Raw genomic sequence first — 13,093 nt, 5'->3', positions numbered from 1 at the left:
GTTTTGTGATTTTCGCCAAACTTTAGCGTTATAGTGGTATACTTGCAATTAAGGACGATAAAACTAGTATTCGAGGTGTATGGTGGATATTCGCTTATTGAAAACCTTTTGTGTAGTTGCTAAACTCGAGAACATTACACAAGCTGCAGAACTGCTTAAATTTACACAGCCAACTGTTTCAGCCCAAATTCGTACGCTGGAAGAGCATTTTGGGGTGCAATTATTTGAAAGGATTGGTAAAAAACTGTATATTACCGAGGCTGGTAAGTATCTAATTGACCCTTCAGAAAAAATTCTCGAAATTTATGGTGAAACGGTTACCAATATGAATTGCTTTTCAGAAGTTCAGTATACGAGAATTGGTATATCATCTAACTACATCAATTCGTTGCTTTCTCCCGCATTATTACAACTACAAACAAGTGGTAATGCAGGAAAAATTAACGTAGAAATTTGCTTACATTCAAGCAGTGTGCTCAATGGACTTAATAATAATCAATATGATATCGGTATTGTCCATGACTTTATTTCTGAGAAATATTTAAATACAGTTAGGATTCATTCGGAAGAACTTGTTTGGGTTGGACATAAAAAACTGATGAAAGATAAGGAGTGTCCACAAATTGATGAGTACCCAGTGATTAATTTTCGACAAGGGTGTACCTTCCGTATTTTGTGTGATGAATTGCTGCAAAAACGTGGACTGAATTCGACTTTTGAATATAGCGATTTTGATTCTGTAAAAAATGCGATGAGGGAGGGATTGGGCATTGCGCTGCTCCCACGAAGTGTGGTAGAGAATCTCAATAAAGAAATTAATACATTTCATATATTTAACGAATTGAGTCAATTGGAAATCACGCTGTTTGCGATTACTCGTAAAGATAAAAATCTTTCAACCACAGTACACACTCTGGTGAAAAGGCTTCAAGAAAATTAGTTTATGATATAGGATTTTTTTATATCATTCATAATCCTTTTCAATTTCAAAGAAACGTCGCTTTTCAGTATAATAAGAGTAAGATTAGCTGGGAGGGGAATACGTTGCAAACAACTGCTTTGGAAATACAAAATGATATAATAAAAACATTAGATACATTTGATAATCTATTATATGGGTTTGCTTATATAGGTGATATTTCTTCCTGTAAATTTAAGAATACTCCATACGCAATAACAATTGGACTGCCTCTTTCGCCAACCATAATTGATGAAATCATATCTGGACCGAATCAAGTGTATTATGACGAATATCTTAACGTAAATGATAAACTTGATTTGATAACGGAACAGTTAAAAAATGAAATCGATAAAAAGGGGTATCTTGCTTATGCCATACCCTCTTCCAAGAGAACTGATTTTGTCAATATTACAGGTGAATTCCCTCATAAAGCCGCAGCCGTAAGGGGCGGGTTAGGTTGGATTGGCAAAAGCTCTCTTTTAATAACGAGGAAATATGGTCCAAGGATTAGGATTTCTACAGTGTTAACGGATATACCATTTCAGACGAATGATTTAGTTGGAACAAATTATTGTGGTACATGTAAAAAATGCGTCGGTGCATGCCCTGCGGGCGCAATTGTCGGCAATATCTGGGATGAAAGTTTAACAAGGGAAAAATTGATTGATGTTAGAAAATGTGACTTATGGAAAATAAACAACTACTCTCAATTCCATGGACATGTTTGTGGAATTTGTGTTGCGGTTTGCCCGCATGGAAATAAGAAGGCCTAAATGCGTGTGCTATGCTAAGCTGGTATTGCAGGATAGGAACGAAAGGGACCAGATTAAGAGGATTTGACTTGTTTGTTGAGGGATGGATGGTCTTTTTCTAGATGAGTAATAGGACTTATATCTCGAATTGTGGGGTATAAGTCCCCGAAAAAGCTTGACTTATGTAGTTTTTAGTATTATTATGGTGAAAGTAAGTAAATATTTGGCAAACCTGTCGAAAGATGGGGACGCAAAGCTATGGGTCTAAGGACGGAGGTCTATGATTGCCAGGTTGCCGTTTGGGTTTAATTAAAAGTAAACGGTCAGGGTATATCTCTGATCGTTTACTTTTATACGTATATGGAGCTGTAGAGAATCATGGAAAGAAGTAAAGCAGAGTATGATGATTAGGTGCCATGGCAAGTGTAGATAATGCTAATTTAGGAAGAGGGCATTTAGAAAGTTTTGGAGGTGAAAAAAGTTATAATGTTCATTTGTATGTATATCATCACGGTTATTCTTTTGGTTAGCAGTCTATTCATATTAAGTTTGCCCGAGATATATATTGTAGGTGCAATTGTGTTATTTGTCTTCCTGCCATTTACATTTAGAAAAAGAACACATTCAGAAGATGCATATCTTTTTGTAACTGTTCACCCAGTCAGAGTAGTTCCAGCTATGATTAAAGAATCAAATAAGAATTGGAGAAAAATGTAACCGTAGGACATAGATGATGAACGGCCCCTAGCCTAGAGTGCTGAGGAGCCGTTTTATTTTTTATGCATTGTATAGAGCCTTTAAAAAAATCTTATTATTTGCAAAAGGAGCAATTGGGATAATGACATCCTTCGCTGCAGGTGCGGCATAGACCTCCATGACCTAAGGAAGCAATGAAGCGGGATGTAATTTTATCTCCAACAAGAACTTTAGGTAAGATAACATCTAAAACAGTAATTTTGCTAAACATACCGCAAGCAGGAATACCCAAAATGGGCGTATCATTAAGATAGGCGAATAGGAACATAGCACCTGGTAATACGGGTGTGCCATAAACAATAACCTCTGCACCAGTTTGGCGTACAGCTAGGGGCGTGATGTCATCAGGATCCACAGACATGCCGCCTGTGACAAAGACCAAATCATTTTCGAGAGAAAGTTCTTTAATTGCAGAGGAAATTTTCTCGGTATCATCCGGTACAAAAATAGTTTTTGACAGGCAGCTACCTAAATCTGATATTTTTTTCTGAATTACTTCTTCAAATCGATCTTTGATACGGCCATAAAAAACTTCATTGCCAGTAACAACTAAGCCAGATTTTTTTGCTGGTATAGGTCTAATGGAAATGATTTTTTCAGAAGCGCAGATTCTTTCAATATGATCCAGGGTGTCTTGCGGTAATGTTAATGGAATGATTTTGGCAGTGGCCACCACTTCATCTTTCTTAACGAGTGTGCCAGAATGCAAAGTCGATAGAGCGACTCCAGCCATCTCATTAATTTGTAATAGCTTATCGATTTGAATATCTAGTAAGCCAAAGGTATGAGCCAGCATCTTTACTTTGCCCTCACTGGCATGTTCCTGAATGATATTAGCGCCAGCTGACAGCAGTGAAAGCTGCTCAGCTGCCGCATTTTCGTGAACATCTCCGGGACCAAGTTCCAAAATATAGACATGGTCCTTGCCCATGTTCATCATTACAGGGATATCTTCAGGACAAATGATATGTCCTTTGTGAAAGGCTACACCTTTGAACTCTCCAGGGACAACTCTCGTTAGATCTTGACCAAGAACTAAGCCGACAGCATTGGTTACATGTATGATTTTCATTTCGAATAACGCTCCTTTAAGAAGAATGGTACCCATTTTATAGATGTAAAAGGATTGCTTCTAGCTCTGTTCTGTCTTTTATAGGGGGATTATGGGCTGGGATTTCAAGTAATGCGTTGGCTTCTAAGGCAGATTTTAGCATTCCATTACCTTGATGTGATAATGGCTCTGCAAAAATAATACCTTGCCTCATAAACCAGCGTGCCCAAACAAAACGGCGAGTTGGCGAGGTTTTCGTAAAGGTACCCCAAAGCTTTACAATAGCCTTTTTGTGATTCCAATTACGTAATCCTGCAATTTTACGAATCAGCGGGCTGATTAAGATCTCGAAGGAAACACTGCTAGCTGCGGGATTGCCAGATAGAGCAATGAGTAAGGAGTTTTTCCAAACCCCAGCTAAAACAGGCATGCCTGGCTTAATTGCTACACCTTTAAAGAGAAGAGGGCTTTGTAGTTCCTGAAATAGTTTTTCCATTAAATCATAATCGCCAACAGAAGCGCCGCCTGTTGTAATATACACAGGCAGATCAGGCGACTCAGAAAGCTTTGTAATGATAGAAGATAAATTGTCTTCTACACATCCAAGTAAAACAGGTTCTCCTCCAGCCTTATGGGTTTTTGCCAATAGCATATAACTATTAGAATCGCGAATTTTGCCAGGTTTCATAGGATCAGAAGGAGACAAAAGTTCGCTGCCTGTGGCAAGGATACCAATCTTTGGTTTATGGAAAACCAGTGGATTGGCCTGTCCTAACATAGACAAGAGTCCAAGTGCACCTTCTTCTAAGAGAGTGCCTGTACTTAATACTTTCTCATTCACACGGATTTCTTCACCTTGAGAACAAATATTGGTTGCTGCTTTATCGGCAGTCAGTATTTCGATCTGATCATTGATTAGGCGAGTATCTTCTAGGCGAATGACGGCATCAGCGCCTTCAGGAATTTTGGCACCGGTCATGATTCGTGTTGCTTGTCCGGAACTGACAATTTTGCAAGGAACTGATCCTGCAGGAACGGATTCAATTTGCGCCAGTAGGACAGGATGTTCTGGAGATGCATGGATAATATCTTTCAGTTGTACCGCATACCCGTCTAAAGGGGAACGATTAAAAGGAGGAAAATCCATGGTAGAAGTAATATCTTCTGCTAAAATACGGCCAAAACACTCTGCCAGAGGTAATCTCGTGGTACTGCAATGCAGTGGTGCATGGTTTAATAAAAGGGTAAGGGCATCTTCTAGTACAATCATTTAAAATCACCTTCTTTTGTTATATAGTATAGAGTTTATAAGCTTTAAAGGGAATGTTAACCACAGAGAGCACAGAGTACGCACCAGGACACTGAGAGTGTGTAGTGCTCTCTGCCTCTGTGGTTCGGTACGCTTTGTATGTTTTAAGGACGCGAAGCGTTTTTCTTATAAATATAGGCTTGTTGATAGTCGGGGAAAGAATTCAAGTTTTTAAATAAGAGTTCTAAATTGATGGTGGATGGCCACAATTCTTCTGATAGGTAGAAGCTATGCAGCAAGTTACAAAGAGATGATACTTTATAATGACCTGCGCACAAAGATTGCTCAATGATTGGGAGGGAACTTTTTTGATAAGAGGCAAAGAGTGGCTGTATTTTACCGTGATATAGAGGCAGTACCGCATCTCGCTCTTTGTTAGCTGCTGCGTAGTTTAAAATGGTTTGCACAGCTTCCGGTATGACAAAAGGCATGTCACAGCTAATAACAAAAGTAGTAGCATACTTAGCATAGTGCAGCCCTGCATGTATTCCGCTTAAAGGTCCACATTGAGGAATGATATCGGTCAAGACTCGGACAGAGGAAGGCAATCTGCGCGGCTGATTGCTTATGACAAGAATGTCTTGTGAAATCTTCTCCATACATTCAATAATACTGTGTAGAATATCATGATCACCCCAAGGTAGGGAGGCTTTGTCTTGACCCATTCGCGTACTTTTGCCGCCTGCTAAGATAATGGCACTGATTTGCTGCTGATTCAAGGTTTTAATATCTCCTTTTTAAGTTTAGGATAGAGGAGAGGGGTCTTGCGTGATGGTTGTGAATAAAGTAAGAAAATGACGGGCAGCAGCCGATAAGTGACGATTGCGCATCCAGATAACGGCTGATGCAATATTGATACAAGGATCACTAATGGTCTTAAATACTAGGTTGGTATTGGGGATAAGACCAATTGCGGCTCGTGGCACAATTGCTATGCCGACATTCGCGTCAGCCCAGGCTAAAATCGGCATGATATCATCACTCTTACAAAGTAAATACGGATTGAAGCCAGCTTGTTGGCAATGTTCTGTAATAATGATTTCATACTTACGATGAATCATTAATGGCTGATCCATGAGCTTTTGCAAAGGGATGGAATCGCCCTGTTCTTCTAGAAGTTTAGTGTTATCCTTATGAATAGCAGCCACTAAAGGTTCTTTAGGCAGCTCGATGGATTCATAGGTATCCGTATCATAAGAGAAACGTACTAAACCAATTTCAATTAATCCTGCATTTAAGAGTTCAATAATGCGAATTGACTCCCCTTCCCATAGCTCAAACTTTAAATCCGGATAGTGATTGCGAAAGATACGCGCTACTTTTGGTAAAATGGTAACTCCAGAGGAGGAGGCTGTACCTATGGACAGTGTTCCATAGGCGCCAGAATCGATTTCTTTGATTTCCTTTACCGTTGTATCCATAAGCTTAAGTAATTGTTCCGCCCGATTGCGCAGCAAACGCCCTGCTTCTGTAAGTTGAATTTTTCGATGACCACGTTCAAAAAGCTTTGTACCTAAATTTTCTTCTAGCTGTTTCATTTGTCGGCTAAGAGGAGGCTGAGCCATATGCAAGCGCTGAGCAGCTGTTGTGATATTGCCTTCTTGTGCAATGGCAAGAAAATATTGTATTTCACGTAGACTTATCATAAAAAGCATTCTCCTATAAAGCACGAATACCTAAAAAGTATGGAAGACGAATGTTATTAGTATTATTAGTATGGAATAAATTTTGATATAATTGTAATCTGAAAGACTTATATAGTCAAATCATAATTTATGTTCGAAAAATACTAAAAAGTGCGAAGAGCAGGAGAAAACACGAAGGGAATAAGCAGTGTTCTTCAAACTCTTCGTGTCTTCGTGTTTAAATCTTTATTTTTAAGTGAAGTAAGAAATGGAGGAGTTTGAAGTTGAGTCGTAATTTGAAGTCATTCGTTTTGGCAGATTCTAAAAAATGCATTGGCTGTCGCGTCTGCGAAGTAGCCTGTGCTGTTGCTCATTTGGATACAGAAATTAAGACTGTAGGGAATATGAATTTTTCCCTGAATCCACGGTTGTATCTCGTCAAAACTCCTGAGATCACAATGCCTGTTCAATGTCGCCATTGCGAAGATGCTCCTTGTTTAAAGAGCTGTCCAGTGTCAGCGATTAAAGAGCAGAGCAATCGGATTGTAATTGATGAAGCAGGCTGTATTGGCTGTAAAAGCTGTATAATGGCTTGTCCTTTTGGAGCCATTGAACTGATTGTTTCTCGCCAAGAACGTATAGGAGATGAAGAGGACTGTCTGCGGGATGAACCAGAGGTTGTTGCTAGTAAATGTGATCTATGTGGGGGAGCGCCCGCATGTGTAAAAGCTTGTCCCCGTGAAGCCCTTCAATATGTTGATATGGTAAAAGAACGAACACAGCGGCGTATTGAGGCGGCCAATAAGATGAGTGGATTCCACAACGAATTCATGGTCAGGGAGGGATAAGTGGTGGCTAAAAAAATACAAGAAAATATTAAAATAGATGCAGAACTTTGTACAGGATGTGGCCGATGCTCGGAAGTCTGCCCTGTAGATGCGATTGAAGGTGAAGAAGGTAAGCCTCAGTCTGTTAATGTGGCTAAGTGTGTCATGTGTGGGCAATGTGTGCAAATATGCAGTGCTTATGATTCTCCTTTTGAACAGTATGCCACGTCTCGCAGCCAAAGACTGAAAGAACGGAATATGCCTGTTGTGAAAGAACCACTATTTGCTGCTTATTATCATGGTGACTTTTTTAAAGTAAAGAAGCGATTAGCAGACAAAAAACAATTTTCCATGGTGCAATGCGCTCCGGCAGTCAGAGTCTCTCTTGCCGAAGAGTTTGGAATGCCCCTTGGCAGCCTGGTACCAGGAAAAATGGTTGCAGCCTTAAAGCGTTTGGGTTTTACGCGAGTGTATGATACGAACTTTGCTGCTGACTTAACCATCATGGAAGAAGGCAGTGAATTGGTTAAGAGAATTACAGAGGGCGGATCACTGCCGATGTTTACCTCCTGTTGTCCAGCATGGGTAAAGTTTGTGGAAAATGAATATCCTGAGCTGATTGACCATTTATCAAGCTGTAAATCACCCCAGCAAATGGCGGGAAGCATGTTTAAGACCTATGGTGCGAGTGTTGATGGGGTCGATGCCCGAGAGGTGTATAGTGTCGCGATCATGCCCTGTACCTGTAAAAAGTTTGAGGCTAGTCGACCTGAGATGAAATCCAGTGGCTATCAGGATGTGGATGCTGTCTTAACCACAAGGGAATTAGCTTATCTCATCAAGGAAGCGGCGATTGATTTTAATGCTTTGCCTGAAGAAAGTTTTGATAAACCTTTAGGCATGTACTCCGGAGCGGGTACTATTTTTGGGGTAACAGGCGGTGTTATGGAAGCAGCGATTCGTACTGCCTATGAACTGATAACCAAAGAGCCGATTGAAAATGTGAATGTAACAAGTGTCAGAGGTGAACAAGGTGTCAGGAAGGTCACATTGGATACTGGTACATTGAAGCTTAAAACCGTTGTAGTTTCAGGATTGAAAAATGTAATTCCCATTTTGGAAGATATACAAAGAGGAAAGGCTGATTTTCACTTTATGGAGGTAATGACCTGTCCAGCAGGCTGTATCAGCGGTGGGGGTCAACCGAAAATGCTCTTGCCCGTCGATGGAAGAATTGCCTATGTAAATCGGAAGTTTAGCACCTATCAACATGATGAAGAGCAGCGCTATCGAAAGTCTCATGAAAATCCAGAAATACAAGATATTTATAAAAAATTTTTGGGAGAACCTCTGGGTCATACATCCCACAAACTTTTGCATACTCACTATAAGCCTAGTCGATGAGGTTTACGGCTTTATATTATCATAAAGAAGACTTAGGAGGTAGAAATATGAATGACTTTGTAATAGCAGATCCTGGGAAATGTATTGGCTGCCGTACGTGTGAAGTTGCCTGTGTAATGGCGCATCAAAAGGATCAATCTCTTGAAAAACTGACTGTAGAAAATTTTTCACCTAGACTAAGGGTTGTAAAGACTGCAAAAGTGACTACGCCGATTCAATGCCACCAATGTGAAGATGCACCCTGTGCTAAGGCTTGCGCTGCTCAAGCGATCGTGCAGCAAGATCGGTCTGTGCAAGTGATTCAAGGGAGGTGCATTGGTTGTAAGGCGTGTTTGATGGCGTGTCCTTATGGTGCGATGGATTTGGTGCTCACTGCGGCGCCTGCACAAGGTGAAAGTAAAGTGGTGGCACTAAAATGCGACTTGTGCCGCAAACAAGATGGGGGACCCTCCTGTATTAAAGTTTGCCCAACAAAGGCTCTTTATGAGGTCTGTGGTTCTAAAATGGTGGAACAGATGCACAATAGACGCAAACGAGCGGCCCTTGGAGTGATGAGTAGTAGATAATATGAGGAGAATGGAGGGTGTTAAATGGCTAATAAAGTATTAACGATATGTCCTTATTGCGGCAGCGGCTGTCAAATCTATTTAACGGTAAAAGATGGAGAAGTTATAGGCGCTGAGCCCGGAAATGGCCGTACAAATGAAAGTGAATTATGTTTGAAGGGATATTATGGCTGGGATTTTCTTAAGAACTCGAAACGCCTCACTGCACGGTTAATGAAACCGTTATTAAGGCGCAATCGTACCGATGAATTTGAGGAAGTATCCTGGGAAGAGGCAATTGATTTTGCAGCAACCAGATTGCAGGCGATTAAAGAAAAGTATGGTCCTGATGCAATTATGGCTACGGGATCGGCTCGCGGTCCTGGAAATGAAGCCAATTATATTATGCAGAAATTTGTCAGGGCAGCCCTAGGAACGAATAATATTGACCATTGTGCTCGGGTCTGTCATGGATCTTCGGTATCAGGTTTGCAAGCTACCTTAGGAAATGGGGCAATGTCCAATTCCATTCCTGAAATTGAAGATACAAAATGTGTCTTTATTTTTGGCTATAATGCGGCAGAATCTCATCCGATTGTTGCGCGCCGCATCGTTAAAGCAAAGGAAAAAGGGGCAAAGGTGATTGTTACCGATCCCCGCTTTACGGAGCAGGCTAAAATTGCCGATCTATGGCTGCCTATTAAGAATGGTACAAATATGGCTCTTGTAAATGCTTTCGGAAATGTCTTGATTCAAGAAGGCTTATACAACAAGAAGTATGTGGAAAATTTTACAGAAGGTTTTGCAGAATACAAAAAAAATGTCGCAAAGTATACACCGGAATATGCTGAAAGTATTACAGGAATACCTGCGAAAGATATTCGAGAAGCCATACGGACTTATGCTAAGGCTCCTAGTGCTACCATTCTCTGGGGGATGGGAGTTACTCAATTTGGTCAAGCCGTAGATGTTGTAAAAGGTTTGTCATCCCTGGCCTTGTTGACAGGAAATCTAGGACGTCCGAATGTAGGCGTAGGTCCAGTGCGGGGGCAGAATAATGTACAAGGGGCCTGTGATCATGGGGCTCTGCCTAACTTATTTCCAGGTTACCAATCAGTGGAGGATGACGCAATTCGGGGTAAGTTTGAAAAGTCTTGGGGTGTATCCTTACCGGCAAAGCCTGGTTACCGCCTGACGGAAGTTCCTCATCTAGCAAAAGAAGGCAAAGTGAAAGCGTATTATATTTTTGGCGAAGATCCTGTGCAAAGCGATCCTGATGCAGCAGGCGTTAGAGAGGCATTGGCCAGTATGGAACTTGTTATCGTCCAGGATATTTTCATGAATAAAACAGCATTGCATGCAGATGTTATTTTTCCAGCTACCTCTTGGGGAGAGCATGAGGGAGTTTATTCTTCAGCAGACAGGGGGTTTCAGAAATTCAATAAGGCAATTGAGCCGAAAGGCGATGTGAAACCGGATTGGGAAATTATTTCCTTAATGTCAACTGCTATGGGATATCCTATGAAATATAGTAAGACAGAAGAAATTTGGGAAGAGCTAAGAACGCTGTGCCCCATTTATGCTGGAGTTACCTATAAGCGGCTGGAGGAGCTGGGGAGCATCCAATGGCCTTGTACCAGTGAAGATTCCGTGGGGACAAAATATCTTTATGAAGGCAATAAATTTGATACTCCAAGTGGAAAAGGACTTCTCTTTGCATCGGAATATCGCTCACCGAAAGAAATGCCTGACAAGAAATATCCATTGGTATTATGTACGGTAAGAGAAATTGGTCATTATTCGGTTCGGACAATGACAGGAAATTGCGCTGCTTTGCAGGTTCTGGCGGATGAGCCAGGTTATATACAAATGAGCCCTGAGGATCTTGCAGCATTGAATATTAAAGATCAGGAACTGGTGTGGGTATCATCACGGCGTGGGAAAGTCATGGCAAGGGTACTTTCAACTGAGCGAGTAAATACAGGTGCTGTGTATATGACCTATCATTGGTGGATTGGTGCTTGTAATGAATTAACCATTGATCATCTTGATCCGATCTCTTTTACGCCAGAGTATAAATACTGTGCTGTGAAGGTGGAAAATATTGAGGACCAGGATTGGGCAGAAGGGTATGTGCAAAGTGAATACAGTAAACTGAAGAAAAAGATGTTTTGTTAATCTATAAAAAAATGGCGTCGCAAATTTTGCTGACGTCATTTTTTTATAGGATATACTTTATGCCTAGATTTTACCATTGAAGCAGATCTTAGATAATAGCAGGTTTTTGTTGAAAAAAGCAGAATGTTGTCTTAAATAATATGATTTTTGAAAGGAGGATCAGATTCATTGCGATTTTTGCATAAATTCACACTATTACTCTGCTCTTTGGTCATTTTTAGCAGTTTTATTCAATTTATTGCCTTTGATCGATTTTTCCTTGCAAATACCAGCTCTTTGTTATTGGCTACCAACGAGAAAGCCGCAAATAATCTTAGTGAGCAATTACTAGCCTATTTCAAAAATATTGAGGCTTCTATGGCCATCATTGCATCCGACCCTACTCTTAGAAAGGATAAAGAGCTTCTTGATAAAATGAATGCAGTGATTCCCGAAGTAAATACAATATTTATTATTGATAAACAAGGGAATGTTTCTGTTTCAAGTCAGCCTGAAAAGACATCAGGAGTAAATCTATCACAAAGAGATTATTTTCAACATGGTATAAAGGGAGAGACATACATCAGCGGTGTTTATAAAAGTGCTCAAGGACGTGAAGTTGTTGCGATTTCCACACCGATTATTGATAATGGTACTGTGGTCGGTGTAGTTGTGGGGACAGTATGGCTGCACGATAATAAATTGGCAATGATGTTTGATAATAAATCCTTTGGCCGAAACGGATATATTGCGATTACTGACCGGCGAGGGGTTGTAGTGTATCATTCGGATCAGGAACGCATTGGTAAGAAAGGGGGAATCATTGAAAGTTTACAGGGGATGACAGGTTCAACCATTAGGAAGAATTATTCTGAAATTGAAACTTATATCGGGTATAGCAAGGTTCCTCAATTGGATTGGTATGTCATTGTGGGTACACCTACTGCCGAGTTAACACAGTATCGTAGCATGATGCTCTACCAGATCTTGGCAGTGTCAATATTTACGATTTTCGTAGTTGTCATCATTGGCACTTATACGGTGCGACGGTATATGAAACCTTTTGAGACATTAATAGAAGCTTTTGGCTCTGTCAGAACAGGAAACTATAAGAAGATTACCTTAACTGGTTATGCGACTGAATTCAGTGAAATGATTCAAAGCTATAATGACACGATTCGAAAATTAGAAGAAGTTCATAGTACCTTAAAAGGAGCGGCAGATATTGATGCATTGACTGGAGCTTATAATCGCAGATCTTTTGATAAAATATTGGAATTACTAAGAGGAGAGCTGCAATCTGGATCGCTTATGACATTAGGCATTATGGTATTAGATCTGGATAATTTCAAGAAGCAAAATGATGTTTCCGGTCATTTAGCTGGTGATGATATTTTAAAAGAATTTACAGTTATCGCACAATCCGTTGTTGGATTTCGATCCTTATTTCGGTTTGGTGGAGACGAATTTGCGATTATTTTGCGGAATGTCTCAGATGCAATGGTTATTTCTTATGCGGAAGAAATACGCCTGCAGTGTGCCAAGAAATTAAGTGGCTGTACCGTAAGTATTGGCATTGCAGCCTATCCTAAAAATGGTGATTCCATAGATGAATTGCTAGCTTTCGCTGATAAAGCACTTTATATGAGTAAGGAAACTAGAAATAAAGTAACAGAGTATCCAGCTGGCAAATGATAAAGAAGAAT

11 protein-coding genes and 1 riboswitch are annotated in these 13,093 nt (G+C 40.4%); of the genes, 7 read left to right on the top strand and 4 right to left on the bottom strand.

Going from position 1 to position 13,093, the window contains the following annotated elements; genetic code table 11:
* Positions 1-79 precede the first annotated feature (79 nt).
* Positions 80-940: a LysR family transcriptional regulator gene (locus JBW_RS18325; RefSeq protein WP_235333990.1), complete on the top strand. Its 861-nt coding sequence runs from the start codon at positions 80-82 to the stop codon at positions 938-940.
* A gap of 104 nt (positions 941-1,044) precedes the next feature.
* Positions 1,045-1,734 (top strand): 4Fe-4S double cluster binding domain-containing protein, encoded by a 690-nt coding sequence (locus JBW_RS18320; RefSeq protein WP_007960485.1) that lies wholly within the window; start codon positions 1,045-1,047, stop codon positions 1,732-1,734.
* Positions 1,735-1,928: 194 nt separating this feature from the next.
* A riboswitch (cyclic di-GMP riboswitch) is annotated at positions 1,929-2,013 on the top strand.
* 511 nt (positions 2,014-2,524) lie between these two features.
* Here JBW_RS18320 and JBW_RS18310 read toward each other — a convergent pair.
* The 4 genes from JBW_RS18310 to JBW_RS18295 form a co-directional block, all read right to left on the bottom strand.
* Positions 2,525-3,541 (bottom strand): molybdopterin-binding protein, encoded by a 1,017-nt coding sequence (locus JBW_RS18310; RefSeq protein WP_007960487.1) that lies wholly within the window; start codon positions 3,539-3,541, stop codon positions 2,525-2,527.
* Between the two features lie 37 nt (positions 3,542-3,578).
* Positions 3,579-4,790 carry a gephyrin-like molybdotransferase Glp gene (gene glp, locus JBW_RS18305; RefSeq protein WP_007960489.1) on the bottom strand — a complete coding sequence of 404 codons (1,212 nt, stop codon included), beginning with the start codon at positions 4,788-4,790 and terminating at the stop codon, positions 3,579-3,581.
* Between the two features lie 143 nt (positions 4,791-4,933).
* The gene (gene mobA / locus JBW_RS18300) at positions 4,934-5,548 is read right to left on the bottom strand and encodes a molybdenum cofactor guanylyltransferase (RefSeq protein ID WP_007960491.1); all 615 of its coding nucleotides are present in this window, start codon (positions 5,546-5,548) and stop codon (positions 4,934-4,936) included.
* Positions 5,549-5,572: 24 nt separating this feature from the next.
* A complete protein-coding gene (locus JBW_RS18295; protein WP_007960493.1) occupies positions 5,573-6,475 on the bottom strand; it encodes a LysR family transcriptional regulator in 903 nt (300 codons plus the stop codon).
* Positions 6,476-6,738: 263 nt separating this feature from the next.
* Between JBW_RS18295 and JBW_RS18290 the strand changes: the two genes are divergently transcribed.
* The 5 genes from JBW_RS18290 (at position 6,739) to JBW_RS18270 (ending at position 13,082) form a co-directional block, all read left to right on the top strand.
* A complete protein-coding gene (locus JBW_RS18290) occupies positions 6,739-7,302 on the top strand; it encodes a 4Fe-4S dicluster domain-containing protein (RefSeq protein ID WP_007960495.1) in 564 nt (187 codons plus the stop codon).
* Positions 7,303-7,305: 3 nt separating this feature from the next.
* Positions 7,306-8,685, top strand: coding sequence for a [FeFe] hydrogenase, group A (locus JBW_RS18285; RefSeq protein WP_235333988.1), 1,380 nt, complete (start codon positions 7,306-7,308; stop codon positions 8,683-8,685).
* A 47-nt stretch (positions 8,686-8,732) separates the two neighbouring features.
* Positions 8,733-9,251, top strand: a complete 519-nt coding sequence (locus JBW_RS18280; protein WP_007960498.1) for a 4Fe-4S dicluster domain-containing protein — start codon at positions 8,733-8,735, stop codon at positions 9,249-9,251.
* A 24-nt stretch (positions 9,252-9,275) separates the two neighbouring features.
* A complete protein-coding gene (gene fdhF / locus JBW_RS18275) occupies positions 9,276-11,408 on the top strand; it encodes a formate dehydrogenase subunit alpha (protein ID WP_007960500.1) in 2,133 nt (710 codons plus the stop codon).
* Between the two features lie 168 nt (positions 11,409-11,576).
* On the top strand, positions 11,577-13,082 hold the full coding sequence (locus JBW_RS18270) for a diguanylate cyclase (protein WP_007960502.1): 1,506 nt from the start codon (positions 11,577-11,579) through the stop codon (positions 13,080-13,082).
* The last annotated feature ends 11 nt before the right edge of the window (positions 13,083-13,093 follow it).

This window comes from Pelosinus fermentans JBW45, assembly GCF_000271665.2.
In the GTDB taxonomy this organism is placed as follows: domain Bacteria; phylum Bacillota; class Negativicutes; order DSM-13327; family DSM-13327; genus Pelosinus; species Pelosinus baikalensis.
This window is presented reverse-complemented; position numbering and strand designations above follow the sequence as displayed.